General features: G+C 68.4%; 23 protein-coding genes. 21 read left to right on the forward strand and 2 right to left on the reverse strand.

Annotation, left to right across the window (positions count from 1 at the left end):
- Positions 1-21: 21 nt before the first annotated feature.
- From H610_RS0116280 to H610_RS0116315, 7 genes are all read left to right on the forward strand, one after another.
- Positions 22-963 (forward strand): glycerophosphodiester phosphodiesterase, encoded by a 942-nt coding sequence (locus tag H610_RS0116280; protein ID WP_028240670.1) that lies wholly within the window; start codon positions 22-24, stop codon positions 961-963.
- A 589-nt stretch (positions 964-1,552) separates the two neighbouring features.
- Entirely contained in the window at positions 1,553-2,140 is a 588-nt protein-coding gene (locus tag H610_RS0116290; RefSeq protein WP_028240671.1) for an LOG family protein, read from the forward strand.
- Positions 2,141-2,175: 35 nt separating this feature from the next.
- On the forward strand, positions 2,176-2,649 hold the full coding sequence (locus H610_RS24060) for a Mut7-C RNAse domain-containing protein (protein WP_051231809.1): 474 nt from the start codon (positions 2,176-2,178) through the stop codon (positions 2,647-2,649).
- Positions 2,650-2,957: 308 nt separating this feature from the next.
- Positions 2,958-3,434 carry a DUF2726 domain-containing protein gene (locus H610_RS0116300; protein ID WP_028240672.1) on the forward strand — a complete coding sequence of 159 codons (477 nt, stop codon included), beginning with the start codon at positions 2,958-2,960 and terminating at the stop codon, positions 3,432-3,434.
- Positions 3,435-3,480: 46 nt separating this feature from the next.
- Complete coding sequence (locus H610_RS0116305) at positions 3,481-4,521, forward strand: DUF5924 family protein (protein WP_028240673.1); 1,041 nt, start codon at positions 3,481-3,483, stop codon at positions 4,519-4,521.
- Between the two features lie 60 nt (positions 4,522-4,581).
- Positions 4,582-5,121 carry an MgtC/SapB family protein gene (locus H610_RS0116310; RefSeq protein ID WP_028240674.1) on the forward strand — a complete coding sequence of 180 codons (540 nt, stop codon included), beginning with the start codon at positions 4,582-4,584 and terminating at the stop codon, positions 5,119-5,121.
- 41 nt (positions 5,122-5,162) lie between these two features.
- Positions 5,163-6,476 (forward strand): PQQ-dependent sugar dehydrogenase, encoded by a 1,314-nt coding sequence (locus H610_RS0116315; protein WP_152529113.1) that lies wholly within the window; start codon positions 5,163-5,165, stop codon positions 6,474-6,476.
- 324 nt (positions 6,477-6,800) lie between these two features.
- Here the strand turns inward: H610_RS0116315 and sfsA are convergent, their stop codons facing one another.
- Together sfsA and H610_RS0116325 are read right to left on the reverse strand one after the other, a co-directional pair.
- Positions 6,801-7,508 carry a DNA/RNA nuclease SfsA gene (gene sfsA, locus H610_RS0116320; RefSeq protein ID WP_028240676.1) on the reverse strand — a complete coding sequence of 236 codons (708 nt, stop codon included), beginning with the start codon at positions 7,506-7,508 and terminating at the stop codon, positions 6,801-6,803.
- On the reverse strand, positions 7,508-8,680 hold the full coding sequence (locus tag H610_RS0116325) for a pyridoxal phosphate-dependent aminotransferase (RefSeq protein ID WP_028240677.1): 1,173 nt from the start codon (positions 8,678-8,680) through the stop codon (positions 7,508-7,510). The genes sfsA and H610_RS0116325 overlap by 1 nt, the downstream gene beginning before the upstream one ends.
- 266 nt (positions 8,681-8,946) lie before the next feature.
- Between H610_RS0116325 and dksA the strand changes: the two genes are divergently transcribed.
- The 14 genes from dksA to H610_RS0116395 form a co-directional block, all read left to right on the forward strand.
- On the forward strand, positions 8,947-9,393 hold the full coding sequence (dksA, locus tag H610_RS0116330; RefSeq protein ID WP_028240678.1) for an RNA polymerase-binding protein DksA: 447 nt from the start codon (positions 8,947-8,949) through the stop codon (positions 9,391-9,393).
- Positions 9,394-9,437: 44 nt separating this feature from the next.
- Positions 9,438-10,361, forward strand: coding sequence for a tRNA glutamyl-Q(34) synthetase GluQRS (gene gluQRS, locus H610_RS0116335; protein ID WP_028240679.1), 924 nt, complete (start codon positions 9,438-9,440; stop codon positions 10,359-10,361).
- 772 nt (positions 10,362-11,133) lie between these two features.
- Entirely contained in the window at positions 11,134-11,310 is a 177-nt protein-coding gene (locus H610_RS25540; RefSeq protein ID WP_028240680.1) for a hypothetical protein, read from the forward strand.
- Entirely contained in the window at positions 11,294-14,248 is a 2,955-nt protein-coding gene (locus H610_RS0116345; RefSeq protein ID WP_028240681.1) for a sensor histidine kinase, read from the forward strand. Before H610_RS25540 ends, H610_RS0116345 begins: the two co-directional genes overlap by 17 nt.
- Before the next feature lie 42 nt (positions 14,249-14,290).
- The gene (locus tag H610_RS0116350) at positions 14,291-15,703 is read left to right on the forward strand and encodes a sigma-54-dependent transcriptional regulator (protein ID WP_028240682.1); all 1,413 of its coding nucleotides are present in this window, start codon (positions 14,291-14,293) and stop codon (positions 15,701-15,703) included.
- Between the two features lie 667 nt (positions 15,704-16,370).
- Positions 16,371-17,765: a polynucleotide adenylyltransferase PcnB gene (locus H610_RS0116355; protein WP_028240683.1), complete on the forward strand. Its 1,395-nt coding sequence runs from the start codon at positions 16,371-16,373 to the stop codon at positions 17,763-17,765.
- A complete protein-coding gene (folK, locus tag H610_RS0116360) occupies positions 17,765-18,253 on the forward strand; it encodes a 2-amino-4-hydroxy-6-hydroxymethyldihydropteridine diphosphokinase (protein ID WP_084166474.1) in 489 nt (162 codons plus the stop codon). The genes H610_RS0116355 and folK overlap by 1 nt, the downstream gene beginning before the upstream one ends.
- Before the next feature lie 207 nt (positions 18,254-18,460).
- A complete protein-coding gene (gene panB, locus H610_RS0116365; protein ID WP_028240685.1) occupies positions 18,461-19,261 on the forward strand; it encodes a 3-methyl-2-oxobutanoate hydroxymethyltransferase in 801 nt (266 codons plus the stop codon).
- A complete protein-coding gene (gene panC / locus H610_RS0116370) occupies positions 19,258-20,118 on the forward strand; it encodes a pantoate--beta-alanine ligase (RefSeq protein ID WP_028240686.1) in 861 nt (286 codons plus the stop codon). Before panB ends, panC begins: the two co-directional genes overlap by 4 nt.
- 70 nt (positions 20,119-20,188) lie before the next feature.
- Positions 20,189-20,569: an aspartate 1-decarboxylase gene (gene panD / locus H610_RS0116375; protein WP_028240687.1), complete on the forward strand. Its 381-nt coding sequence runs from the start codon at positions 20,189-20,191 to the stop codon at positions 20,567-20,569.
- A 756-nt stretch (positions 20,570-21,325) separates the two neighbouring features.
- On the forward strand, positions 21,326-22,996 hold the full coding sequence (pgi, locus tag H610_RS0116380; protein WP_028240688.1) for a glucose-6-phosphate isomerase: 1,671 nt from the start codon (positions 21,326-21,328) through the stop codon (positions 22,994-22,996).
- Between the two features lie 153 nt (positions 22,997-23,149).
- Entirely contained in the window at positions 23,150-25,087 is a 1,938-nt protein-coding gene (acs, locus tag H610_RS0116385) for an acetate--CoA ligase (protein WP_028240689.1), read from the forward strand.
- 168 nt (positions 25,088-25,255) lie between these two features.
- Entirely contained in the window at positions 25,256-26,137 is an 882-nt protein-coding gene (locus tag H610_RS0116390) for an oxygenase MpaB family protein (RefSeq protein ID WP_028240690.1), read from the forward strand.
- A gap of 81 nt (positions 26,138-26,218) precedes the next feature.
- Positions 26,219-26,845 (forward strand): thiolase family protein (locus H610_RS0116395; RefSeq protein WP_028240691.1); only part of this gene is annotated, 627 nt, incomplete at its 3' end.

Raw genomic sequence — 26,845 nt, forward strand, 5'->3', positions numbered from 1 at the left:
CACTCACGATCGGATAACCGAATGCTGCGCAGTCTCCGTTTCCTGCTCGCCCCCGTCCTGGTGATCGCCGCCGTCCTCGGTCTGCTCGGGCTGACCAGCCGCCCGGTCGCCGAACCGGCCGTGCTGGCGCCCTTCGACGGCGACCGGCCGCTGGTGATCGCCCATCGCGGCGGCATGGGCCTGTGGCCGGAGAACAGCCTGTTCGCCTTCCAGCGCGCCAGCGAAATCGGCGTCGACATGCTGGAAATGGACGTGCGCCTGTCGCGCGACGGGCAGGTGGTGGTGATCCACGACGAGACGCTCGAGCGCACCACCGACGGCCAGGGCCCGGTCGCCGAGCACGACCTCGCCGCGCTGCGCCGCCTGGATGCCGGCTACGCCTGGAGCGCCGACGGCGGCCAGAGCTACCCCTACCGCGGCCAGAGCATCGGCATCCCGACCTTCGAGGAGGTGCTGCAGGCCGTGCCGCAGATGCCCAAGGTGGTGGAGATCAAGGTGCCGGACGTCGGCCTGGAGGATCGGCTCTGCGAACTGATCAGGGACAGCGGCCAGCGCGACCGCATCGTCGTCGGCAGCTTCCACGACCGCAGCCTCGAGCGCTTCCGCGGCCTCTGCCCCGGAGTCGCCACTTCCGCCGGTGCCAATGCCGTGCGGCTGCTGGTGCTGCTCGAGCACCTCGGGCTGGCCGGGCTGCTTTCGCCGAACTACCAGCTGCTGCAGATTCCGCCCCAGCACGACGGCCAGCCGGTCGCCACGCCAGGGCTGCTGGCCAGCGCACGCGAGCGCGGGCTGCACACCCAGCTGTGGACGATCAACGAGCAGCCGCAGATGCGCCAACTGATGGACATGGGCGCCCAGGGGCTGATCACCGACTACCCCGACCGCGCCTTGCAACTGCTCAACGCACGCAGGCAGCAGTACGCCCGGACCGAACGCGAGCCGGCGGAAACCGAGCAGCCCTGAGCAAGCGCCCGGGCGGGGCCGCCCGACTGAACGTTTTTTGCGCAAGCCGGTCGTGCGCCCCGGCCGACGGGCGCCTGCGCCGACTGGCCCCAACTTATCCACAGCGCTTTCCACAGTAACCGTGGATAACGCAACGCCGCCCGGGACCCACTCCGGTCGCTCAAAAAACTCCCCCGTATCGCTTGACGCCGCGCCCCAGGCTCGTTCCGTGATGCCGACAGCCATGATGCTCATTATTTGAGCGCCTTTCGCCAGACCCCGGGCGGCCCTGGCTGCCTGGGTTGTTCCCAAGCTTATCCACAGGATGGTTCACAGCTGCTGGGGATAACAGCCAGACGCCTGGCTGGCTGGCGATAGACCGACCGCTATCAGGACGATGGGGACAATCAAGCGGACCATGGACAGGTGCCGGCGTAGGCTGCTGCTCAACCAACCGCAATGGGAACCGTGGCCATGTCGCTCAACGAACTGATCCGCAACCTGCTCGCCGCCTATGCCGAAGGTGCCAGCGGCAGCTGACTTGATCCAGCGCTGACAGGCGCTCCGCCGATCGGTACCCTGCCGGCTTCATTTCCCGAGGAGCCCGGCGATGTCCCTTCGATCGATCTGCGTATTCTGCGGCGCCAGCACCGGCGTCAATCCGGTCTACCGCGAGGCGGCTGTGGCCCTCGGCCAGACCCTCGCCCGGCAGGGCGTGCGCCTGGTCTACGGCGGCGGCGCCGTGGGTCTGATGGGCATCGTCGCCGACGCGGCGCTGGAGGCCGGCGGCGAAGTCGTCGGAATCATTCCGCGCAGCCTCAAGGATGCCGAGATCGGCCACGCCGGGCTGACCCGCCTGGAGGTGGTCGACGGCATGCACGCGCGCAAGGCCCGTATGGCCGAGCTGTCCGAGGCCTTCATCGCGCTACCCGGCGGCCTCGGCACGCTGGAGGAGCTGTTCGAGGTCTGGACCTGGGGCCAGCTCGGCTACCATGGCAAGCCGCTCGGCCTGCTCGACGTCAACGACTTCTACGGCAAGCTGGCGCATTTCCTCGATCACCTGGTCGACGAGGGCTTCGTCCGCGAGCGCCATCGGGCGATGCTACAGCGCGCGGACTCGGCCGAAACGCTGCTGCAGCTGCTCAATGACTGGCAACCGACGGTTGTGCCGAAATGGAGCGAACCGGCGCCGAACTGACGCGGAACCCTGGGGGCGTGCGCGGTCAGAGCGTTATGGCCACCCCGCGCTTGCTTGCCGACGCGATGCTGGGCGGGCTCGTGCGCTGGCTGCGCGTGCTCGACCTCGACACCGTCTACCGCCCCGAGCTGGACGACCACGCGCTGGTCGCCCTGGCCGCACGCGAAGAACGCATCCTGCTGACCCGTGACCGGCACCTGATCACCTTCCTGCGCCCGCCGCGTTACCTTGCCATCGCCTCCGATCGCCCGCTGAGCCAGCTGCGCGAGGTGGTCGCGGGCTGTGCATTGCAGCCGCCGCCGGCGCTGTTCCAGCGCTGCCTGGTGTGCAACACGCCCCTGCGCGACGCCACCGAAGCCGAAGCGCTGGAACTCGCTCCGCCCTCCTCGCGCGCCTTCTCCGACCCGATCCGCCGCTGCCCCGGCTGCGGCCGGGTCTACTGGCTCGGCTCCCATACCCGACGCATGCGCGCCACGCTGGGCCAGGCGCTGCCGGAGTGGTTCAGGTGAACCGCGCCCGTACCACGATGTACGAGCAACGGAGTTGGGACGAGTCTTCGGCGACAAGCCGCAGCCACACCCGCGCCCAGGCCCTACACCAATCCGTCGCCCCGGCGCAGGCCGGGGCTCAGTTGCCAACGCCAACCACCATGCCCAGCGCCCGACAACAGGCCGCGCCGAATAACATAGGGACCGGAAAGGGGAACACGCATGAATCACCACGCCTTTTGCCTGTCCAACAGGTCATCCGAACGAGTGAACGCCATGTCCCGTCGCGCCCATCGTCCCGATGCGCAGCCCCTCGCGGGGTATGCGCCATGAGCTGGCTGGCCGTCATGCTGGCGGCGTTCGCCTGCTTCGTCCTGGTGTTTCTGATCAAGCAGCGGCAGTTCAGCCACCCCGCCGTGCAGTTTCCCTACGCATTGAAGAACGAGCCGTTCGACGAGCACGAGCGGCAACTGCTGGACATGCTGCAGCAGACCGTGGGCGAACGCTTCCTCGTGCTGGCCAAGGTCCGCGTGCTCGACGTGCTGGACATCACCGCGCTGCCGCGACGCTCGGCCTGGTACCACGCCAACAACCAGGTCAGCGGCCGGCGCTTCGACTTCCTGCTGATCGAACGCGGCCGGCTCCGTCCGGCCTGCGCGGTCACCCTCGATCGCGGCAGCGATGCCCGCGACGACTTTCTCGCCGAACTGTGCCAGCGCATCGGCCTGCCGCACGTCAGCCTCACCCCGCAGCAGGCGCAGGCCTATGCGGTGGTACGCGAGTCGATCGAACGGGCACTGACCTGAGCGCGCCGCGGGGTTACACTCCCGCGCCTCCGGCAACCCGACCGCCATGGATTTGAAAGCCGCCGTTTCTCGCCTGTACGCCCTCGTCGCCCGCCTGGTCGCCCGCTATCCCGGGGTGATCGCGCTGTTCGGCTTCGCCTCCGGCGTGGCCAGCTTCGTGCTGGTGGACCGCCAGGCCGGGCTGGCCAAGGTGCTGTCGCTGATCATGCTGGTCAGCTGGCTGTGGCTGATCCTGGAAAGCAGTCTGCGCCGCGCCATCGAGCGCTGGTTCGGCTGGAAGGTGCCGGCGCCGCTGCTGCACTACGCGACCCAGTTGGTGCACCAGGAGACGTTGTTCTTCATCATCCCGTTCTTCTTCGTCACCACCGCCTGGAACAGCGGACAGGCGCTGTTCACCGGCCTGCTCGGCGCGGCGGCGCTGGTCTCGCTGATCGACCCGCTGTACTACCGCTGGCTGGCCCGCCGGCGCTGGCTCTATCTCGGCTTCCACGTACTGACGCTGTTCGCCGTGCTGCTGACCGCGCTGCCGATCATCCTCCACCTGTCCACCCCGCAGAGTTACCAGCTGGCGCTCGGCATCGCCGTGCTGCTGGCGCTGCCCAGCCTGGGCGCGCTCTTCCCCGGCGGTGGCTGGCGCCGCGCGCTGTCGGTGCTGGGGCTGGCGCTGGTGGTCGGGCTCGCCGGCTGGTTCGGCCGCACCTGGGTACCGCCGGCCACCCTGTGGCTGACCGACGTCGCGGTGACCACGGATTTCGACGGCGCCACGCGCCAGCCCGGCGACAGCCTGGACCAGTTGACCAATGCGCAGCTGCACGCCAACGGGCTCTACGCCTATACCGCGATCAATGCCCCGCGGGGCCTGAAGGAGCGCATCTACCACGACTGGCTCCACGATGGCCGGCGGGTGGACCGCATCGCGCTGGACATCAACGGCGGCCGCGAAGCCGGCTACCGCGCCTGGAGCCACAAGCGCAACTTCCCGCGCGACGCGGCTGGCCGCTGGCGCGTGCGGGTGGTCACCGAGGCCGGCCAGATGATCGGCCAGCTGAGTTTCAGGGTTGCGCCGGACCGTCCATCGCCTCCCTGAGCGAACCATACGCGCCAGGCTCGTTCGAAACCGATATGCCCCGAAGCCGAAGGAGGCGTCATGGACTGGTGGCAGACCCTCACGAGCACGGTGGCTTCGGAGTTCAGCGACCTGAATGATCTGGAAGACACCGTCAGAGTCAGCATCCGGCTGCTGCTGGCCGCCCTGCTCGGCGGCGTGCTGGGCTACGAGCGCGAGACGAAGGGCAAGTCGGCCGGCTTGCGCACGCACATGCTGGTCTGCGTCGGCGCCTCGCTGTTCGTCGTCGTGCCGCTGCAGGCCGGGCTGGATCTGGATCAGCTGGCGCGCGTGATCCAGGGGATCGTCACCGGCATCGGCTTTCTCGGCGCCGGCACCATTCTCAAGGGCAACAGCGTCAGGGATGTCCACGGGCTCACCACCGCCGCGGGCATCTGGTTGACCGCGGCGATCGGCATCGCCTGCGGCCTGGGCCGTGAAGCCACCGCGGTACTGGCCACCGTGCTGGCGCTCATGGTCCTGATGCTGATGCCGGCGCTCGAGCGGAACGCCGAGCGCACCTATGCACGGCGTAGCGACGAAGAGCGTGAACGAGGACGGGCACCACCGGACGCGGACTGATCGGTCCGTCCAGGAACCGAGATTGAAGGGGACGACTCACGATGCGCTATTGGGCGTTGCCGATGGTCTGCAGTCTCGCCAGCCTTCTCGCCGGCTGCGGCGACATCGCCAAGCTGCCGGTCCAGGCCGGCTACGGCCCGGATCCGGCGTTGCCGAAGCCGGACAGGAGCCTGATCCCCACGGTCAACATCGCCCCCGCGGTGGGCTGGCCGGACGGACGCCAACCGCAAGCCGCGCCCGGGCTGCGGGTGGAGGCCTTCGCCCGCGACCTGGACCACCCGCGCTGGCTCTACACCCTGCCCAACGGCGACGTGCTGGTCGCCGAAACCAACGCGCCGCCCAAGCCCGAAGACCAGAAGGGGCTCACGGGCTGGTTCACGAAGAAGGTCATGGCCCGCGCCGGGGCCGGGGTACCCAGCGCCAACCGCATCGCGCTGCTGCGCGACGCTGACGGCGACGGCCGGGTCGACCGGCGCACGGTGTTCCTCGAAGGGCTGAATTCGCCGTTCGGCATGGCGCTGGTCGGCGACGACTTCTACGTGGCCAATACCGATGCCCTGCTGCGCTTTCCCTACCGGGAAGGCGCCACGCGGATCGAGGCCGAAGGCGAGAAGATCGTCGACCTGCCGGCCGGACCGATCAATCGCCACTGGACCAAGAACCTGCTCGCCAGCCCGGACGGCACCAGGCTCTACGTCAGCAGCGGCTCGAACAGCAATGTCGCCGAGAACGGCATGCCGGCCGAGGAAAACCGCGCCGCGATCCTCGAGGTGGACCTCGAGACCGGGACGCTGCGGCTGTTCGCCTCCGGACTGCGCAACCCCAACGGCATGGCCTGGCAGCCGGACAGCGGTGAACTCTGGACAGCGGTCAACGAACGCGACGGGATTGGCAGCGACCTGGTGCCCGACTACATGACCTCGGTACAGGACGGCGGCTTCTACGGCTGGCCCTACAGCTACTTCGGCCAGCACGTCGACGAGCGCGTGCAGCCACCGCGGCCCGACCTGGTGGCCAGGGCCCTCGTCCCGGACTATGCCCTGGGCCCGCACACCGCCTCGCTCGGCCTGGCCTTCTACGAAGGCGGGCGGCTGCCGGAGCATTATCGCAACGGGGCTTTCGTCGGCCAGCACGGTTCGTGGAATCGCAAGCCGCACAGCGGCTACAAGGTGGTCTTCGTGCCCTTCGAGGACGGCGAGCCGAGCGGGCCGGCCGAAGATGTGCTGACCGGTTTCATCAACGAGAACGACGAAGCCATGGGCCGCCCGGTGGGCGTCGCCGTGGACGGCACCGGCGCGCTGTTGGTGGCCGACGACGTGGGCAATGTGATCTGGCGGGTAACGCCGGCGCAGTGACAGGGCGATGCGGGATGGGATGTGCGCCGATCGCGCCTGGAGAGGGCCGGGGGTAAGGGCCGGGGCGCAGGCGTCCCTCATCCGGCCCGGCGGGCCACCTTCTCCCGGGGGAGAAGGGAAAGGCATGGCGGCGTTGCCTGCAACTTCGAGGCACACCTGTAGGAGCAGGCTCTGCCTGCGACCGATGCTGAGCGCAATACAAGCCAAAGGCTCGCGGTCGAGACCGCTCCCACACCTGTCTCCACCCGGCGCAGGCCGGGGCCCGGTTGCCCGCGCCAACCATTCCGCCCCTCGCCTGACTACCGGCCCAGGCCGGCATGACCTTCAGACGATCACCGGCAGGCGCCTCTCCAGGCGGATCTCCTGCGGGCTGATGGCCGCCCCGTAGGCGAGCACCTCGACCCCCGCGCCCAGCGCGTCGTCCAGCGCGCGACCGTAGGCCGGGTCGATCTCCACCGCCGGGCGCACCGCCTCGACGCCGGTCAGGTTCACGCAATACAGCTGCACCGCCCGCACCCCGGCGCGCGCCAGCGCCGCCAGTTCGCGCAGGTGCCGCGCACCGCGGGCGGTGACGGCGTCGGGAAAGGCCGCCACGCCTCCTTCGGGGAACCCCAGCGTCACGCTCTTCACCTCGACGTAGGCCGCACCGTGTGGATACTCCAGGCGGAAGTCGGCGCGGCTGTTCTCCTCGCCGTAGGCCACCTCCCGCCGGAGTCCGGTGAAGCCGGCCAGCTCGACGATCGTCCCGTCGCGCAGCGCCTCCTCGACCAGCGGGTTGGCGCGCGCGGTGTTGACGCACGCCAGGCGCCCGTGCGGGGTTTCCACCAGTTCCCAGGTGCCGGCCAGCTTGCGCTTCGGGTCGTTCGTACGGCTGAACCACACCCGCGCGCCCTCGCCCATGCAGTGCAGCATCGAGCCTGTGTTCGGGCAGTGAATGCACAATGCCTCGCCCTCGGCGGTCAGCACGTCGGCGAAGAAGCGCTTGTAGCGCCTGACCAGCCGCCCCTCCTCCAGTGCCTGCGGATAGCGCATCAGGGCCGCCAGCTCGCCAGCCCGCGGGCGATGCGCTCGACCGCCTGCTCCAGGCGCGGCAGGTCCTGCGTATAGGCGAAGCGCACGTGGTGGCCGGCCAGGTGCCGGCCGAAATCCAGGCCGGGGGTGAAGGCCACGTGCTCGGTTTCCAGGAAGTGCCGGCAGAAGGCGAAGGCGTCGCCACCGAAGGCGCTGATGTCCGCATATAGATAGAAGGCGCCCTGCGGCTCCACGGCGATGCGGAAGCCGAGCTCGCGCAGGGCCGGCAGCAGGAAGTCGCGGCGCCGCGCGAAGGCCGCCCGGCGCTCCTCGAGGATTTCCAGGGTAGCGGGCTCGAAGCAAGCCAGCGCGGCGTGCTGGGCCATCGAGGAAGCGCTGATGTAGAGGTTCTGCGCCAGCTTCTCCAGATCGGCGACCGCTCCGGCCGGCGCCACCAGCCAGCCCAGGCGCCAGCCGGTCATGCCGAAATACTTGGAAAAGGAATTGAGCACGAAGGCGGCGTCGTCCACCTCGAGCACGCTGGCGGCATCCACGCCGTAGGTCAGCCCATGGTAGATCTCGTCGACCACCAGGTGGCCGCCGCGCGTCTCGAGCGCCTGCGACAGCGCGGCCAGCTCGTCGCGATCGAGCAGCGTGCCGGTGGGGTTGGCCGGCGAGGCGACCAGCGCGCCGACGCTCTGCGCATTCCAGTGCCGCTCGACCAGCGCCGGCGTCAGCTGATAGCGCTCGGCCGGCCCCACCGGCACCAGCTGCGCCTCGCCCTCGACCAGGCGCAGGAAATGGCGGTTGCACGGATAGCCCGGGTCGGCCAGCAGCCAGTGGCGGCCGGGATCGACCAGCAGGCTGCTGGCCAGCAGCAGCGCGCCGGAGCCGCCGGGAGTGACGAGGATGCGTTCGGGGTCGACGCTCAGCCCGTAGCGACTGGCATAAAAACCGGCGATGGCCTCGCGCAGCTGCGGCAGACCGCGCGCGGCGGTGTAGCGGGTATGGCCGGCAGCCAGGGCGGCCTGCCCGGCGGCGACGATGGGCGCGGCCGTGGTGAAATCCGGCTCGCCGATCTCCAGGTGGATGACGTCGTGCCCCTGCGCCTGCAGCTCGTTGGCGCGGGCCAGCAGGGCCATGACGTGGAAGGGTTCGATCGCACCGCTGCGCGCGCTGTAGGTGGGGGTCATGGGGCGCTTCCGGCAAAAGCGCGAATTCTATCAGGCAGGCCCGTTCGTACCCACCGACAGAATGATTTCGCTGCGCCAGGGTCCTAGTGCCACGGCTGACGAAAAGCCTGAAGTAGCGGTTCCGAACAAGGCTGCGGGGCTTGACCGCCGGGAGTAGCGCACCCCGGACGGTTCTGGTAATTTCGCCCGCTTGCAGCCGCAGGGCCGGCCCGGGCCGGCAAGGGACCTTGAACCTGCGCAATGGACATAGCGAGAGGCGGACATCCATGCCCATCACCAAGACGACACAAACGAGCAACCAACTGGTCCGTGGCTTCCAGCCCTACGAGGAAACCAAGGGCGAGGAATACATGAGCGAGCGGATGCGCGCTCACTTCACCGCCATCCTCAACAAGTGGAAGCAGGAGCTGATGGAAGAGGTCGACCGCACCGTCCACCACATGCAGGACGAAGCGGCGAACTTCCCGGATCCGGCCGACCGTGCCAGCCAGGAAGAAGAATTCAGCCTCGAACTGCGGGCCCGTGACCGCGAGCGCAAGCTGATCAAGAAGATCGACGAAACCCTGCAGATGATCGAGGACAACGAGTACGGCTGGTGCGAGTCGTGCGGCGTCGAGATCGGCATTCGCCGCCTGGAGGCCCGCCCCACCGCCAGCCTGTGCATCGACTGCAAGACCCTGGCCGAGATCAAGGAAAAACAGCTCGGTTCCTGATCCTGACGGGGCGCTTCGGCGCCCCGCTTCGTTTCCGACGTCCGATGACTTCCCCGTTCGCCGTCCCCACCGAAGCCCGTGCATCCGCAGGCGCCTACGTCGGCCGCTTCGCTCCCACCCCCAGCGGCTACCTGCACTTCGGCTCGCTGGTCGCCGCCCTCGCCTCCTACCTCGATGCCCGCGCCGTCGGCGGCCGCTGGCTGGTGCGCATGGAAGACCTCGACCCGCCACGCGAGATGCCCGGCGCGCAGGCGGCGATCCTGCAGACGCTGGAGGCCTACGGCCTGACCTGGGACGGCGAGGTCGCGCGCCAGAGCGAGCGCCATGCGGTCTACCGGCAGGCCGTCGAATGGCTGCTGGACAACCGCCTGGCCTACCCCTGCACCTGTTCGCGCAAGGACCTGGCCACCTACCCGGGCGCCTATCCCGGCTTCTGCCGCGACGCCGGGCATCCGCTGCAGGATGCGGCCATCCGCCTGCGCGTGCCGGATCGCGAATACGGCTTCGTCGACCGCGTGCAGGGCCGTTATGTCCAACACCTGGGAATGGATGTCGGCGACTTCGTCATCCGCCGCCGCGACGGCCTGTTCGCCTACCAGCTGGCGGTGGTGCTGGACGACGCCTGGCAGGGCATCACCGACGTGGTGCGCGGCGCCGACCTGCTCGACTCGACCCCGCGCCAGCTCTACCTGCAGGAACTGCTCGGGCTGCCGCAGCCGCGCTACCTGCACCTGCCGCTGCTGATCCAGCCGGACGGCCACAAGCTCGGCAAGCGTTACCGTTCGCCGCCGCTGCAGCCGCAGGAGGCCGGCCCGCTGCTACTACGCGCCCTGCGTGCCCTCGGCCAGCGGCCGGACCCGGCGCTGGCCGGCGAACGGCCCCCGGCGATCCTGGAATGGGCGGGACGTCATTGGAATGCCGAGCGCATCCCGTGCACCCTCACCCTGGCCGAGGCGCAGTTGCGCTGATTCGACCGACGCCGTACCTGCAGGAGCAGGCTCTGCTTGCGACCCTGGCGCCAGGCCCATTCCCGCCGGGCCTGGCAGGTACGGTGGCATTCGCGAGCAAAGCTCGCTCCTACAGAAAAGCGCCTCCGACAACGCCTGCGACCCTGATGCCAGGCCCACCCCCGCCGGGGCCTCGCAGGTACGGTGGCATTCGCGAGCAGAGCTCGCTCCTACAAAAGAGCCTCCGACATGCCTGCTGTAGGAGCAGGCTCTGCCTGCGACCCCGGGGCCAGACCCATCCCCCGCCGGGGCCTGGCAGGTACGGTGGCATTCGCGAGCAGAGCTCGCTCCTACAAAAGCGCCTCCGACATGCCTGTTGTAGGAGCAGGCTCTGCCTGCGACCCCGGGGCCAGACCCATCCCCCGTCGGGGCATGGCAGGCAGGGCGGCATTCGCGAGCAGAGCTCGCTCCTACAGAAAAGCGCCTCCGACAACGCCTGCGACCCTGGCGCCAGGCCCATCCCCGCCGGGGCCTGGCAGGCACGGTGGCATTCGCGAGCAGAGCTCGCTCCTACAAAAGCGCCTCCGATAACGCCTGCGACGTGGGCTGCAGACAGCGCCAGGCTGCCGCCGGATAGCTCCCTCTCCCTACGGGAGAGGGCTGGGGTGAGGGCCGTGCACGAAATCCCGAGCCAGCCGACCGCCGACCGCTTTCCCGCCACCAATCGCACCGCGGCTTTTGACGCGCGCCGGCTTCCATTACCATCGCCTGCACTTCCCACACGAGATCCGGCATGTACATCTACCGACTGGTGCTGCTCCTGGTGGTCGGGATCTACCTGTTCTCGCCCGCGATCATGGACTGGTGGGTCGACCCCAACGGCGCCTGGTATCGGCCCTACCTGCTGTGGCTGATCCTCATCGTGGTGACCTTCATCCTGCAGAGCCAGCGCGATGCCGACGAGCTTTGACCTGTCCTACCTGGTCATCATCAGCGCACTCTACCTGCTGGTGCTGTTCGGCGTCGCCTGGGTCGGCGAGCGCGGCCTGATCCCGCGCTGGATCACCCGCCACCCGCTGACCTACACCCTGTCGCTGGGCGTCTACGCCAGCGCCTGGGCGTTCTACGGCGCGGTCGGCCTGGCCTACCAGTACGGCTACGGCTTCCTCGCCACCTACCTCGGGGTGTGCGGGGCCTTCCTGCTGGCGCCGGTGCTGCTCTACCCGATCCTGCGCATCACCCGCACCTACCAGCTGTCCTCGCTCGCCGACCTGTTCGCCTTCCGCTTCCGCAGCACCTGGGCCGGCGCGCTGACCACCGTGGTGATGCTGGTCGGCGTGCTGCCGCTGCTGGCGCTGCAGATCCAGGCGGTGGCCGACGCCATCGGCATCCTCACCCACGAGCCGCTGCAGGGCCGCGTCGCCCTGGGCTACTGCGCGCTGATCATCCTCTTCACCGTGCTGTTCGGCTCGCGCCACATCGCCGCGCGGGAGAAGCACGAGGGGCTGGTGTTCGCCATCGCCTTCGAGTCGGTGGTCAAGCTGGTGACGCTCGGGGCGATCGGCCTGTACGCGCTCTACGGGGTGTTCGGCGGCCCCGGCCAGCTGGAGATCTGGCTGCTGCAGAACCAGAACGCCCTGACCGCGCTGCACACGCCCCTGCAGGAGGGCCCCTGGCGCACGCTGCTGCTGGTGTTCTTCGCCTCGGCGATCGTGATGCCGCACATGTACCACATGACCTTCACCGAGAACCTCAATCCGCGGGCGATGGTCAGCGCCAGCTGGGGCCTGCCGCTGTACCTGCTGCTGATGAGCCTGGCGGTGCCGCTGATCCTCTGGGCCGGCCTCAAGCTCGGGGTGGCGACCAATCCGGAGTACTTCACCCTCGGCGTCGGCATCGCCCTCGGCAACGAGACCCTCGCGCTGCTGGCCTTCATCGGTGGCCTGTCGGCCTCCAGCGGGCTGATCATCGTCTGCACCCTGGCGCTCTCCGGCATGGCCCTCAACCACCTGGTGCTGCCGCTGTACCAGCCGCCGGCCGAGGGCAACATCTACCGCTGGCTGAAATGGACCCGCCGCGGCCTGATCTTCACCGTCATCATGGCCGGCTACGGCTTCTACCTGCTGCTCGGCGCCGAGCAGGACCTGTCCAACCTGGGCATCGTCGCCTTTGTCGCCACCCTGCAGTTCCTGCCCGGGGTGCTCTCGGTGCTGTACTGGCCGACGGCCAACCGGCGCGGCTTCATCGCCGGGCTGCTGGCCGGCATCGGGGTCTGGGTGACCACCATGCTGCTGCCGCTGATGGGCAACCTGGACGGCTTCTACATCCCGCTGTTCAACCTGGTCTACGTGCTCGACGACACCAGCTGGCACCTGGCGGCCATCGCCTCGCTGGCGACCAACGTTCTGGTGTTCTCGCTGGTGTCGCTGTTCACCGACGCCAGCGCCGAGGAGAAAGGCGCCGCCGAGGCCTGCGCCGTGGAGAACGTGCGCCGCCCGCAACGGCGCGAACTGGTGGCCGCCTCGCCGCAGGAGTTCGCCACCCAACTGGCCAAACCGCTTGGCGCCAAGACCGCCCAGCGCGAGGTCGAGCAGGCCCTGCGCGACCTCGGCCTGCCGTTCGACGAGCACCGCCCCTACGCCCTGCGCCGGCTGCGCGACCGCATCGAGGCGAACCTCTCCGGCCTGATGGGCCCGAGCGTGGCGCAGGACATCGTCGAGAACTTCCTGCCGTACAAGCACGGCAACGAAGGCTACGTCACCGAGGACATCCACTTCATCGAGAACCGCCTCGAGGAATACCACTCGCGGCTGACCGGCCTCGCAGCCGAACTCGACGCCCTGCGCCGCTATCACCGGCAGACGCTGCAGGAGCTGCCGATGGGCGTCTGCTCGCTGGCCAAGGACCGCGAGATCCTGATGTGGAACAAGGCCATGGAGGAACTGACCGGCATCGCCGCGAGCCAGGTGGTCGGCTCGCGCCTGGTCACCATCGCCGAGCCCTGGCGCACGCTGCTGCAGGACTTCATCGACCAGCCCGCCGAGCACCTGCACAAGCGCCAGCTGCCGCTCGACGGCGACACCCGCTGGCTGAACCTGCACAAGGCGGCGATCGACGAGCCGCTGGCGCCGGGCAACAGCGGGCTGGTGCTGCTGGTCGAGGACCTCACCGAAACCCAGGTGCTGGAAGACCGCCTGGTGCACTCCGAACGTCTGGCCAGCATCGGCCGGCTGGCCGCCGGCGTCGCCCACGAGATCGGCAACCCCATCACCGGCATTGCCTGCCTGGCGCAGAACCTGCGCGAGGAGCGCGAGGGCGACGGCGAGATCGGCGAGATCAGCGCGCAGATCATCGAGCAGACCAAGCGCGTCTCGCGCATCGTGCAGTCGCTGATGAGCTTCGCCCACGCCGGCGGCCGCCAGCAGAAGCTCTACCCGGTCAACCTCGCCGAGGTCACCCAGGACGCCGTTGCCCTGCTCTCGCTGAACCGGCGCGGCACCGAGGTGCAGTACCTGAACCTGTGCGATCCGGCGCACCTGGTCGAAGGCGACCCGCAGCGCCTGGCGCAGGTGCTGATCAACCTGCTCTCCAACGCCCGCGACGCCTCCCCGCCGGGCGGGCTGATCCGCATCTGGAGCGAGGTGTCGGAGCAGACCGTCTACCTGATCGTCGAGGACGAGGGCAGCGGCATTCCGAAGGCCATCCAGGACCGCCTGTTCGAGCCCTTCTTCACCACCAAGGACCCGGGCGAAGGGACCGGGCTGGGCCTGTCGCTGGTCTATTCCATCGTTGAGGAGCATTATGGCCAGATCATCGTCGACAGCCCGGCCGACCCAGGAACGCAACGTGGCACACGAATCAGGATCACCCTGCCGCGGTATGTCGAGGCGACCAACGCCGTGAGTTGACGAGGCCGCCACAGCGGGCCTCAGACCGTCGAGAGAGTTCCGATGTCACATATTCTGATCGTCGAAGACGAAACCATCATCCGCTCGGCATTGCGCCGGCTGCTCGAGCGCAACCAGTACGAGGTGAGCGAGGCGGGTTCGGTGCAGGAGGCACAGGAGCGCTTCAGCGTGCCGGGCTTCGACCTGATCATCAGCGACCTGCGCCTGCCCGGCGCGCCCGGCACCGAGCTGATCCGGCACGCCGAGGGCACGCCGGTGCTGATCATGACCAGCTACGCCAGCCTGCGCTCGGCCGTCGACTCGATGAAGATGGGCGCGGTGGACTACATCGCCAAGCCGTTCGATCACGACGAAATGCTGCAGACCGTCGCGCGCATCCTGCGCGAGCACCAGGCCGCGGCCAGCGCGCCGGCCCCGCGGGCGAACGCCGAGCCGGCGCCTGGCGGCGCCGAGGCGCGCGGCGAGATCGGCATCATCGGGCGCTGTAGCCCGATGCAGGACCTGTTCGGCAAGATCCGCAAGGTCGCCCCCACCGACTCCAACGTGCTCATCCAGGGCGAGTCCGGCACCGGCAAGGAACTGGTGGCGCGGGCCCTGCACAATCTCTCGCGCCGAGCCAAGGCACCGATGATCTCGGTGAACTGCGCGGCCATCCCGGAAACGCTGATCGAATCGGAGCTGTTCGGCCACGAGAAAGGCGCCTTCACCGGCGCCACCGCCGGCCGCACCGGCCTGGTCGAGGCCGCCGACGGCGGCACCCTGTTCCTCGACGAGATCGGCGAACTGCCGCTCGAGGCCCAGGCCCGCCTGCTGCGCGTGCTGCAGGAAGGCGAGATCCGCCGCGTCGGCTCGGTGCAGTCACAGAAGGTCGACGTGCGCCTGATCGCCGCGACCCACCGCGACCTGAAGACGCTGGCCAAGACCGGGCAGTTCCGCGAAGACCTCTACTACCGCCTCAACGTGATCGCCCTCAGGCTGCCGCCGCTGCGCGAGCGGGGCAACGACGTGCTGGAAATCGCCCAGGCCTTTCTCAAGCGCCAGGCCGACCGCATGGGCGGTCCGGCGCTGAGCTTCTCGCGCGAGGCCGAGCAGGCGATCCGTCACTACACCTGGCCGGGCAACGTGCGCGAGCTGGAGAACGCCATCGAGCGCGCCGCCATCCTCTGCGAGGGGCCGGAAATCGGCGCCGAGTTCCTCGGCATCGACATCGAGCTCGACGACCTCGACGACGAGCCCTTCGAGGACGACGCCGGCAGCCCGCTATCCGCCTCGAGCAATCACGAGCCGACCGAGGACCTGTCGCTGGAGGACTATTTCCAGCATTTCGTGCTCGAGCACCAGGACCACATGACCGAGACCGAGCTGGCGCGCAAGCTCGGCATCAGCCGCAAGTGCCTGTGGGAGCGCCGCCAGCGCCTGGGCATTCCGCGCCGCAAGAGCACGGCCGCCGGCTGATACCGTCTCCAACCTGTTACCGCTCATGTCGAGGCGTAACAGGTAACCGGGTTCATCGGTAACGGGAACCCGGTTTTTTTCGCCTCACGAAAATCCACAAAATCCATAACTCATTGTTTTTAAATGAATTCCAGAAACTGGCACGGCACCTGCTTTATCTATGGCACAACAACAATAACAAGCAGACCCCATAACAAGAACAAGACGTATCGGCTCTAGCAGAACAAAAACAAGAAGGCAGAGGCGCAGCTAACTGATTCTTTTGGAGAGGAATTGCCATCGGGGTTCGCCCCACGACCAGGCCGAGAACAACAAAAAACTGCTTCCAAGCAGCGCCTGAACTGGTTGGATCGACGATCACTGGCAACATCAGCGACCAAAGCAATCCGTTTGCTACTGGCTCCCATCGTAGGAGCACCTTCCCAGGGGCTACGGCCCCGGGACAGGCGATAACAAAAACAACAGGCCTGACAACCAATAACAACAAAGCACGCACATCATTCGGGGGAGCTTCGGCTCCCCCAGTGCTTCCCGCCCCTCGCTTTGACAGCCTCCCCCGCTTGCTTCAACATCCGGTGCTCCGCGGTGCTAGACTCCGCGCATCCTGCGCGCGTCGACCAGAGAGCGTCTGGTCCGCCCGGTCCTCCATTGGCCACAAGTGCACCTCATGCTGAAGAAGCTGTTCCAGTCCTTTCGCTCTCCTCTGCGCCGTCTTCCGCTGCAACGTCGCGCACCTGAAATACTGACCAGCCGGCAACATTCGCTGCATCGAGACGACATCAGCCGCAACGCGGTGAACGTGGTCCAGCGTCTGCAGCAGGCCGGCTACCAGGCCTACGTGGTAGGCGGCTGCGTGCGCGACCTGCTGCTGGACCTCGATCCGAAGGATTTCGACGTGGCGACCAGCGCCACCCCCGAGCAGGTCCGTGCCGAGTTCCGTAACGCCCGCGTCATCGGCCGTCGCTTCAAGCTGGTCCACGTGCACTTCGGTCGCGAGATCATCGAAGTCGCCACCTTCCGCGCCAATCACCCCGAAGACGACGACGAGGAAGATGCCAACCCGCTGGCCTCGCGCAACGAGAGCGGGCGAATCCTGCGCGACAACGTCTACGGTACCCTGGAGGACGACGCCCAGCGCCGCGACTTCACCATCAATGCGCTGTACTACGACCCGGCGAGCGAGCGCATCCTCGATCACACCCACGGCGTGCACGACATCCGCAACCGGCTGATCCGCCTGATCGGCGACCCCGAGCAGCGCTACCAGGAAGACCCGGTGCGCATGCTGCGCGCGGTACGCTTCGCCGCCAAGCTCGACTTCGAGATCGAGAAGCACAGCGCCGAGCCCATTCGTCGACTGGCGCCGCTGCTCAAGGAAATCCCCTCCGCGCGGCTGTTCGACGAGGTCATCAAGCTGTTCCTCGGCGGGCAGGCCGAGCGCACCTTCGAACTGCTGCTCGAATACGACCTGTTCGCCCCGCTGTTCCCGGCCAGCGCGCTGGCGCTGGAACGCAACCCGGAGTACGCCGGCCAGCTGATCCGCCAGGCCCTGGCCAACACCGACGACCGGATCTACGCCGGCAAGCCGGTCACCCCGGCGTTCCTCTTCGCCGCCCTGCTCTGGCCCGCCCTGCCGGCCCGGGTGCTGGAGCTGCAGGACCGCGGCATGCCGCCGATCCCGGCCATGCAGGAAGCGGCGCACGACATCATCTGGCAACAGTGCCAGCGCACCGCGATTCCCAAGCGCTTCTCCATCCCCATGCGCGAGATATGGGACATGCAGGAGCGCCTGCCGCGTCGTCATGGGCGCCGCGCCGACCAGTTGATCGAGAGCCCGCGCTTCCGCGCCGGCTACGACTTCCTGCTGCTGCGCGAGAGCGCCGGCGAGCAGACCGGCGGGCTGGGCGACTGGTGGACCGATTATCAGGAAGCCGACGAGGCCGGCCGCCGCGCGATGATCCGCGGTCTCAGCAGCAGCAAGGACGATCCCGCGGCCCGCAAGCGCCGGCGCGGCGGACGCCGACGCCGCAGCGGCGGCGATAGCGACGCCGCTGCCGACTGATGCCATGCGTCTACCTGGGGCTCGGCAGCAATCTCGCCGAGCCCGTGCAACAGCTCGAAGAGGCCCTGGCCGCCCTGGCCGCGCTGCCCGCCACCACGCTCGCCGCGGTGTCTTCCTTCTATGCCAGCGATCCGCTGGGCCCGCCGGACCAGCCGCGTTATGTCAACGCGGTGGCGGCGCTGGACACCGAGCTGCCACCGCTGGCCCTGCTCGATGCCCTGCAGACGATCGAGAACGACCAGGGCCGCGTGCGCGAACGCCGCTGGGGCCCACGCACCCTGGACCTGGACATCCTGCTTTACGGCGATCGCCTGATCGACGATCCACGCCTGCGGGTGCCGCACTACCACATGCACGCCCGCGCCTTCGTCCTCTACCCCCTCGCCGAGATCGCCCCCGCCGACCTGACCCTGCCGGACGGCCGTGCCCTGGCCGAGCTGCTGGCCGCCTGCCCGCTCGCCGGGCTGGAACGCCTCGGCGCGGTGTAACCGCCAGCGGTAACGTCTGTAACCGAGCGGTAACAGCGGCGATTGACTAACCCGCGCACCATCGGGACTATATGGCGCCCCGTGACGCATCGATTTGGGGCAATTGCGAGCTTCCCTGCACTGTCGAACGGCGAACGTGCGAGAACCGACCCGTATTTGCAGCCCGTGCCTCGTGCCGGCCTGCCAAGGTTTCGAGAGGACGGCACCATGCCTGATGTCACCCTGACCACTCTGCAAGGGCTCAAGCGCAAGGGTGAGAAGATCACCATGCTCACCTGCTACGACGCCACCTTCGCCAAGACCGCGTCCGAAGCCGGCGTGGAAATCCTGCTGATCGGCGATTCGCTGGGCATGGTGCTGCAGGGCCACGACAGCACCCTGCCGGTCACCGTCGACGAGATGGCCTACCACACCGCCTGCGTCAAGCGCGGCAACCGTGGCGCCCTGATCCTCGCCGACCTGCCGTTCATGGCCAACGCCACGCCCGAGCAGACGCTGAACAACTGCGCCACCCTCATGCGCGCCGGCGCGCACATGATCAAGCTGGAAGGCGCCGGCTGGCTGGCCGAGGCGATCGGGCAACTGGCCGACCGCGGCGTGCCGGTCTGCGCCCATCTGGGGTTGACCCCGCAGGCGGTCAACCTGCTCGGCGGCTACAAGGTGCAGGGCCGCGAGGAGGCCGCCGCCAACCGCCTGATCGAAGACGCCAAGGCGCTCGAGCGGGCCGGCGCGGCCATGATCCTGGTCGAATGCATTCCCACCGAACTGGGCGCGCACCTGACTTCCGAACTGGGCATCCCGGTGATCGGCATCGGCGCCGGGCCGCACACCGACGGCCAGGTGCTGGTGATGCACGACATGCTCGGGCTGTCGCTGAGCGGCCGCACCGCCAAGTTCGTGAAAAACTTCATGAACGGCCACACCAGCATTTCCGCCGCCTTCGCCGCCTACGTCAGGGAAGTGAAGAGCGGTGAATTCCCCGCCGCCGAACACGGGTTCGCCGCATGAAGACCGTACACACCATCGCCGAACTGCGCGCCGCCATCGCCGAAGCCCGCAGCGCCCGTCAGCGCATCGGCTTCGTCCCGACCATGGGCAACCTGCACAGCGGCCACATGGCGCTGATCGCGCGCGCCGCGCAGCATGCCGAGTTCATCGTCTCCAGCGTGTTCGTCAACCCGCTGCAGTTCGGCCCCAACGAGGATCTGGCGAGCTACCCCCGCACCCTGGCGGCCGACCAGGAGAAGCTCGCCGCGGCCGGCTGCCACCTGTTGTTCGCTCCCAGCGTCGAGGAAATGTACCCGGACGGTCAGGACAACCAGACCCGCGTCAGCGTCGCCGGCGTCTCCGCCGGGCTCTGCGGCGGCAGCCGGCCGGGCCACTTCGACGGCGTGGCCACCGTGGTCAGCAAGCTGTTCAACATGGTCCAGCCGGATACCGCGGTGTTCGGCCAGAAGGACTACCAGCAGCTGGCGGTGATCCGCACCATGGTGCGCGACCTCAACATGCCGGTGCAGATCGTCGGCGAACCGACCGTGCGCGCCGAAGACGGCCTGGCACTGTCCTCGCGCAACGGCTACCTCAGCGAACAGGAACGTGCGCAGGCGCCGGTGCTCTACCGCACCCTGCAAGGTCTGGCGCGGGCCATCGAAGGCGGCCGCCGCGACTACCCGGCCCTGCTCGACGAGGGCCTGGACGCGCTGCGCGGCGCCGGCCTGCGCCCCGACTACCTGGAAGTGCGCGACGCCCTGGCCCTCGGCCCGGCTTCGCCGGACAGCCCGGAGCTGGTCTTCCTGGTCGCCGCCTATCTCGGCAGGACGCGGCTGATCGACAACCTGGTGGTACGCCAGACCGCACGCGGCTGAGTCCCCTCCCATCGCACGAACCCAGGCGGGCGGCACACGCGATGCCGCCTGCCGCCCACAAGGAACCGTCATGCACGCCATCATGCTCAAGGCCAAACTGCACCGCGCCCAGGTGACCCATTCGGTGCTCGACTACGAGGGCTCCTGCGCCATCGACGGCGAGTGGCTCGACCTGGCCGGCATCCGCGAGTACGAGCAGATCCAGCTCTACAACGTCGACAACGGCGAGCGCTTCACCACCTACGCCATCCGTGGCGAGGAAGGCTCGAAGATCATCTCGGTCAACGGCGCGGCCGCGCACAAGGCGGCGGTCGGCCACCGGCTGATCATCTGTGCCTATGCCCACTACAGCGAGGCCGAGTTGGCCGGCTTCAAGCCGAGCATCCTGTACATGGGCGCCGATGGCGGGCTGAGTCATACCAGCAATGCGATTCCGGTGCAGGTGGCGTAAACGCGGTATCAGCGAACCAGCGCGTGGATGAGGCTGCGCCGTCATCCACCCTACCCCCTTGCCTGCGATTGCGTCGCCCATGCGGGCGGGCGCCCTTGTGGGAGGCGAGGCCCGCCCTCGGGGCGATCGCCTCATGAACAGGCGCCATGGCACACGGCTCCCGGCGCCGTAGGGTGGAAAACCGCCCAGCGTTTTCCACCGCGTTTCGGTGTGTCGCTGCCGGGCAGCAGCCGAACCCGACGCGTGGATGAGGCTTCGCCGTCATTCCACCCTACCCCCTTGCCTGCGATTGCGTCGCCCATGCGGGCGGGCGCCCTTGTGGGAGGCCCGCCCTCGGGGCGATCGCCTCATGAACAGGCGCCATGGCACGCGGCTCGGCGACCGCAGGGTGGAGAACCGCGCAGTGTCTTTCACCGCGCTCCGGTGTGTGGCCGGTCGCTCCGGGAGAGCCGAACCGACGCGTGGATGAGGCTGCGCGGTCATCCACCCTACGTGCCTTCGCAAGCAGGCGCGCTTCTATCGCTCGGATCGTGCATGTCGAGAACCACGACGGACATGCAAAGGGCCTGGCCTTTTTCTTTCCCCAGGGCTTGTTTGCCCACCACCGGAACGTCAGCATCGTTGACGGGTCACACAGCAGTCCAGATGGCACTTCGTGCCATCGCCGCGCGGCCGGAGCCTCGCGGTCAGCGCCAGCACCGCACGAGCCGGGCCGCAGGGCGCGCCAGCAACGTAACGCAAAGGAAGCCGCATCCCATGATGTACTACCAACATCCCGTCGATGTCACCGGCCTGCCGTCCTGGAAGGCTCTGGAAGAACACCGCCTGGCCATGCAGAGCTTCAGCATGCGGCAGGCCTTCGCCTCCGACCCGAGCCGCTTCGAGCGGATGTCCACCGCCTGCTGCGGACTGTTCCTCGACTATTCGAAGAACCTGGTCACCGACGCAACCCTGCAGCTGCTGGTCAACCTCGCCCGCGAGGCCGGCGTCGAGCAGGCCGCGCGCGCCATGTTCAACGGCGAGAAGCTCAACGGTTCCGAAGGCCGCCCGGTGCTGCACACCGCCCTGCGCCGGCCGCTGGGCGACTGCGTGACGGTCGACGGCCACAACATCATGCGCGAGGTGCATGCGGCGCTGGCGCAGATGACCGATCTCGTCACCCGCATCCACAACAACCTGTGGCGCGGCTTCAGCGACAAGACCATCACCGACGTGGTGAACATCGGCATCGGCGGTTCCTTCCTCGGCCCGCAGCTGGTGTCCGAGGCGCTGCTGCCCTTCACCCAGCAGCAGGGCGGCGTGCGCACGCACTACCTGGCCAACATCGACGGCAGCGAATTCCGCGAGGTGACCGCCAAGCTCAACGTCGAGACCACCCTGTTCATCATTTCCAGCAAGACCTTCGGCACCCTCGAGACGCTGAAGAACGCCCAGGCCGCGCGTACCTGGTACCTGGCCAAGGGCGGCACCGAGGAGAAGCTCTACCGCCACTTCATCGCGGTGACCAGCAACAAGCAGGCGGCGATCGACTTCGGCATCCGCGAGAAGAACGTGTTCCCCATGTGGGACTGGGTCGGCGGCCGCTATTCGCTGTGGTCGGCCATCGGTCTGCCGATCGCGCTGGCCATCGGCATGTCCAACTTCAAGGACCTGCTGTCCGGCGCCTACAGCATGGACTGCCACTTCCTCAACGAGCCCTTCGAGCGCAACATGCCGGTGCTGCTGGCCATGCTCGGCGTCTGGTACCACAACTTCTGGGACGCGCAGAGCTACGCCTTCCTGCCCTACGACCATTACCTGCGCAACTTCGTCAAGCACCTGCAGCAGATGGACATGGAGTCCAACGGCAAGAGCGTGCGCCAGGACGGCACGCCCGTCTCCTGCACCACCGGGCCGGTGATCTGGGGCGGCGTCGGGGCCAACGGCCAGCACGCCTACCACCAGCTGCTGCACCAGGGCACGCCGCTGATCCCGGCCGACTTCATCGTCCCGGTGGTCAGCCACAACCCGGTCGCCGACCATCACGAATGGCTCTACGCCAACTGCCTGTCGCAGAGCCAGGCGCTGATGCAGGGCAAGACCCGCGAGGAAGCCGAGGCCGAGCTGCGCGCCAGAGGCCTGCCGGAAGAGGAAGTGCAGCGCGTCGCCCCGCACAAGGTGATTCCGGGCAACCGCCCGAGCAACACCCTGGTGATGGAGAGCATCAGCCCCGGCCGCCTCGGCGCGCTGATCGCGCTCTACGAGCACAAGGTGTTCGTGCAGGGCGTGATCTGGGGCATCAACTCCTTCGACCAGTGGGGCGTGGAGCTTGGCAAGGAGCTCGGCAAGGCCGTGTACGGGCGCCTGACCGGCTTCGACGTGCCGCCGGCCGAGGACTCCTCGACCCAGGGCCTGATCGACTACTTCCGCAGCCGTCACCGCGGCTGATCGCCCCGCGGCGGCGCCGGCTCCCGGCGCCGCCATTCCCACACGCCAGGAAGGGCCAGTACGACCAAAGCAGCAACCCCTCCGTCTTGAACAGGGTCCGGGCAAGGGGCACCCTTGTCCGGCAAGCGGCTGAATAAGAACAAGGGAACCGCCATGTACGAGATCAAGACCCACTCCGTCCCGGATGCCGTGCGCGCTCGCGCCCATCTCGACAACGACGCCTACCTGCGCCTGTACCGGCAATCGGTGGAGCAGCCCGACGCCTTCTGGCAGGAACAGGCCAGCGCCTTCCTCGACTGGTTCCAGCCCTGGGAACGCCTGCACCAGAGCGACATGCTCGAAGGCCGCACCCGCTGGTTCGCCGGCGGCAAGCTCAACGTCAGCCATAACTGCATCGACCGCCACCTGCCGGCGCGCGCAGAGCAGGTGGCGATCCTCTGGGAGGGCGACGAGCCGGGCGAGGCCAGGCGCATCACCTACCGCGAACTGCACGAACAGGTCGGCCGGCTGGCCAACGTGCTGCGCCAGCGTGGCGTGGGCAAGGGCGACCGGGTCTGCATCTACATGCCGATGATCCCGGAAACGGCCTTCGCCATGCTCGCCTGCGCGCGGATCGGCGCGGTGCACACGGTGGTGTTCGGCGGCTTCTCGCCCGACGCCCTGCGCGACCGCATCAACGATGCCGACTGCGTCGCGGTGATCACCGCCGACGAGGGCCTGCGCGGCGGCAAGCGCATCCCGCTGAAGGCCAACATCGACAAGGCGCTGGCCAGTTGCCCGCAGGTGCGCACGGTGCTGGTGGTCGAGCGCACCGGCGCCGAGGTGGGCTGGCAGCAAGGCCGCGACCTGCACTACGGGCAGGCGCTCGCCGAGGTCGCCGCCGACTGCGAACCGGCCTGGATGGACGCCGAGGACCCGCTGTTCATCCTCTACACCTCCGGCTCGACCGGCAAGCCCAAGGGCGTGCTGCACACCACCGGCGGCTACCTGCTGCAAGCCAGCATGACCCACCGCTACGTGTTCGACTACCACGACGGCGACATCCACTGGTGCACCGCGGATGTCGGCTGGATCACCGGGCACAGCTACGTCGTCTACGGCCCGCTGGCCAACGGCGCCACCACGCTGATGTTCGAGGGCGTGCCGAACTACCCGGATGCCTCGCGCTTCTGGCAGATCGTCGACAAGTACCAGGTGAACATCTTCTACACCGCCCCGACCGCGATCCGCGCGCTCATGCGCGAGGGCGACGAGCCGGTACGCGGCACCTCGCGCGCCAGCCTGCGCCTGCTCGCCACCGCCGGCGAGCCGATCAACCCCGAGGCCTGGGAGTGGTTCTACCACGTGGTCGGCGACAGCCGCTGTCCGATCGCCGACACCTGGTGGCAGACCGAGACCGGCGCCATCATGATCACCCCGCTGCCCGGCGCGACCGACCTCAAGCCGGGCTCGGCGACCCGGCCGTTCTTCGGCGTCCAGCCGGTGCTGCTCGACGAGCAGGGCCACGAGATCGAGGGCGTCGGCAGCGGCGTGCTGGCGATCAAGGCGAGCTGGCCGAGCCAGACCCGGACGATCTACGGCGACCACGCGCGCCACGTGGAGACCTACTTCAAGCCCTACCCTGGCTACTACTTCACCGGCGACGGCGCTCGGCGCGACGAGGACGGCTACTACTGGATCACCGGCCGCGTCGACGACGTCATCAACGTCTCGGGGCATCGCATTGGCACCGCCGAGGTGGAGAGCGCCCTGGTGCTGCACGACGCGGTGGCCGAGGCCGCGGTGGTGGGCTGCCCGCACGACGTGAAGGGCCAGTGCATCTACGCCTTCATCACACCCATGCGCGGCGTCGAACCGGACGAAGCGCTGAAGCAGGAACTGCTGACGCTGGTCAGCCGCGACATCGGCAGCTTCGCCAAGCCCGACCTGGTGCAGTGGGCACCGGCGCTGCCGAAGACCCGCTCGGGCAAGATCATGCGCCGCATCCTGCGCAAGATCGCCTGCAACGAGCTGGACACCCTCGGCGACACCACCACCCTGGCCGACCCTTCGGTGGTCGAGGAGCTGATCGGCAATCGGTTGAATCGGTAAGGGGCGGCAGGCGGCAGGCGAGAGTATGGCTTGAGGCTTGAGGCTTGAGGCTTGAGGCTTGAGGCTTGAGGCTTGAGGCTTGGACAGTTTGACGATTTCGTCTGGCCATCCGTAGTCTTTTCATTCAGCCTCCAGCCTCCAGCCTCCAGCGCTTTCTTCGGCCTTTCCATGGACCTGTTACGCCGTCACATCGAACGCCAGGTGCTCAGCCTGACCGGGCTGGCCCTGGGCGGGGTGGATTTCGAAAAGCCGCCGGGCGATCCCGGCCTGTTCGGCCCCGACTCGGCGGCCTGGCGCATCCACGGCGACTTCACCTGCATGCTCATCGGCGGCATCTCCGCCCTGCTGCTGCAGGCGCTGCATCCGCTGGCGCTCGCCGGGGTCTGGGATCATTCGAACTTTCGCGAGGACATGCTCGGGCGCCTGCGCCGCACCGGACAGTTCATCTCTGCAACCACCTACGGCAGCCGGGCCGACGCCGAGCGGCTGATCGAGCGGGTGCGTCACATCCACCGGCAGGTGCGCGGCCAGGCCGCCGACGGCCGGCCCTATGCCGCCGAGGATCCCGACCTGCTGACATGGGTGCACGTCGCCGAGGTCGGCAGCTTCCTCAAGTCGCATCTGCGCTACCTGAATCCGGGCCTGCCGGGCAGCGAGCAGGATCGCTACTTCGACGAGATCGCCCTGGTGGCCGAGCGACTCGGCGCTCGCGAGGTGCCACGTTCGAGGGCCGAGGTCGACGCCTACCTGGGCGCCATCCGTCCTCAACTGCAGTACGACGAGCGCTCGCGCGAGGTGGTCCGGGTGCTGCTCGACGCGCCGGCGCCGAGCCGCCTGGCCGAGCCCTTCGGGCGACTGATGATGCAAGCGGGCATCGACCTGCTGCCGGACTGGGCCACCGAGATGCTGCAGCTGCAGCAGACGCCGGCGCAGCGCCGGATGATCCGCGCGGCGGTCCGGCGGGTCGCGCCGGTGCTGCGCTGGGCGGTGCGCGACGGCTCGGTGCACCGCGCGCGGCGCCGCATGGGGTTGCCGCCCCTGCATCCGTGACCACCGGGTTCGCGGCTGGAGTGCCGCCCCGCCGCTGTGCCACCATGCCTGCCTTCGCCGCCCCCGCACGAGAGGAATCCCATGCAAGACGTCGTCATCGTCGCCGCCACCCGCACCGCCATCGGCAGCTTCCAGGGTGCGCTGGCCATCATTCCCGCCCATGAACTCGGCGCCGCGGTCATCAAGCGCCTGCTGGCACAGGCCGACCTGAACCCAGCCGAGATCGACGAGGTCATCCTCGGCCAGGTGCTCACTGCCGGTGCCGGGCAGAACCCCGCCCGCCAGGCCTCGATAGCCGCCGGCCTGCCGCACGCCGTGCCGGCCCTGACGCTGAACAAGGTCTGCGGCTCGGGTCTCAAGGCCCTGCACCTGGCCGCCCAGGCGATCCGCTGCGGCGACGCCGAGGTGATCATCGCCGGCGGCATGGAGAACATGAGCCTGGCGCCCTACGTGCTGCCCAAGGCCCGCACCGGCCTGCGCATGGGCCATGCCGGGCTGGTCGACAGCATGATCAGCGACGGCCTGTGGGACGCCTTCAACGACTACCACATGGGCATCACCGCCGAGAACCTGGTGGACAGGTACGGCATCGCCCGCGAGGAGCAGGATGCCTTCGCCGCCGCCTCGCAGCAGAAGGCGCTGGCCGCCATCGAGGCCGGGCGCTTCAAGGATGAGATCACCCCCATCGAAATTCCCCAGCGCAAGGGC

Origin of the sequence: Stutzerimonas azotifigens DSM 17556 (genome assembly GCF_000425625.1) — a bacterium.
Taxonomy (GTDB): Bacteria; Pseudomonadota; Gammaproteobacteria; order Pseudomonadales; family Pseudomonadaceae; genus Stutzerimonas; species Stutzerimonas azotifigens.

Coding starts and splice junctions, on each gene's coding strand:
- H610_RS0116315 (WP_152529113.1), top strand. CDS start 5,163: ATGCGCTATTGGGCGTTGCCGATGGTCTGCAGTCTCGCCAGCCTTCTC.
- panC (WP_028240686.1), top strand. CDS start 19,258: ATGAAGACCGTACACACCATCGCCGAACTGCGCGCCGCCATCGCCGAA.
- H610_RS0116325 (WP_028240677.1), bottom strand. CDS start 8,680: ATGACCCCCACCTACAGCGCGCGCAGCGGTGCGATCGAACCCTTCCAC.
- H610_RS0116290 (WP_028240671.1), top strand. CDS start 1,553: ATGTCCCTTCGATCGATCTGCGTATTCTGCGGCGCCAGCACCGGCGTC.
- panD (WP_028240687.1), top strand. CDS start 20,189: ATGCACGCCATCATGCTCAAGGCCAAACTGCACCGCGCCCAGGTGACC.
- acs (WP_028240689.1), top strand. CDS start 23,150: ATGTACGAGATCAAGACCCACTCCGTCCCGGATGCCGTGCGCGCTCGC.
- H610_RS25540 (WP_028240680.1), top strand. CDS start 11,134: ATGTACATCTACCGACTGGTGCTGCTCCTGGTGGTCGGGATCTACCTG.
- H610_RS0116345 (WP_028240681.1), top strand. CDS start 11,294: ATGCCGACGAGCTTTGACCTGTCCTACCTGGTCATCATCAGCGCACTC.
- sfsA (WP_028240676.1), bottom strand. CDS start 7,508: ATGCGCTATCCGCAGGCACTGGAGGAGGGGCGGCTGGTCAGGCGCTAC.
- H610_RS0116310 (WP_028240674.1), top strand. CDS start 4,582: ATGGACTGGTGGCAGACCCTCACGAGCACGGTGGCTTCGGAGTTCAGC.
- panB (WP_028240685.1), top strand. CDS start 18,461: ATGCCTGATGTCACCCTGACCACTCTGCAAGGGCTCAAGCGCAAGGGT.
- H610_RS0116355 (WP_028240683.1), top strand. CDS start 16,371: ATGCTGAAGAAGCTGTTCCAGTCCTTTCGCTCTCCTCTGCGCCGTCTT.
- H610_RS0116390 (WP_028240690.1), top strand. CDS start 25,256: ATGGACCTGTTACGCCGTCACATCGAACGCCAGGTGCTCAGCCTGACC.
- H610_RS0116280 (WP_028240670.1), top strand. CDS start 22: ATGCTGCGCAGTCTCCGTTTCCTGCTCGCCCCCGTCCTGGTGATCGCC.
- H610_RS24060 (WP_051231809.1), top strand. CDS start 2,176: ATGGCCACCCCGCGCTTGCTTGCCGACGCGATGCTGGGCGGGCTCGTG.
- folK (WP_084166474.1), top strand. CDS start 17,765: ATGCCATGCGTCTACCTGGGGCTCGGCAGCAATCTCGCCGAGCCCGTG.
- H610_RS0116300 (WP_028240672.1), top strand. CDS start 2,958: ATGAGCTGGCTGGCCGTCATGCTGGCGGCGTTCGCCTGCTTCGTCCTG.
- gluQRS (WP_028240679.1), top strand. CDS start 9,438: ATGACTTCCCCGTTCGCCGTCCCCACCGAAGCCCGTGCATCCGCAGGC.
- H610_RS0116305 (WP_028240673.1), top strand. CDS start 3,481: ATGGATTTGAAAGCCGCCGTTTCTCGCCTGTACGCCCTCGTCGCCCGC.
- H610_RS0116350 (WP_028240682.1), top strand. CDS start 14,291: ATGTCACATATTCTGATCGTCGAAGACGAAACCATCATCCGCTCGGCA.
- pgi (WP_028240688.1), top strand. CDS start 21,326: ATGATGTACTACCAACATCCCGTCGATGTCACCGGCCTGCCGTCCTGG.
- dksA (WP_028240678.1), top strand. CDS start 8,947: ATGCCCATCACCAAGACGACACAAACGAGCAACCAACTGGTCCGTGGC.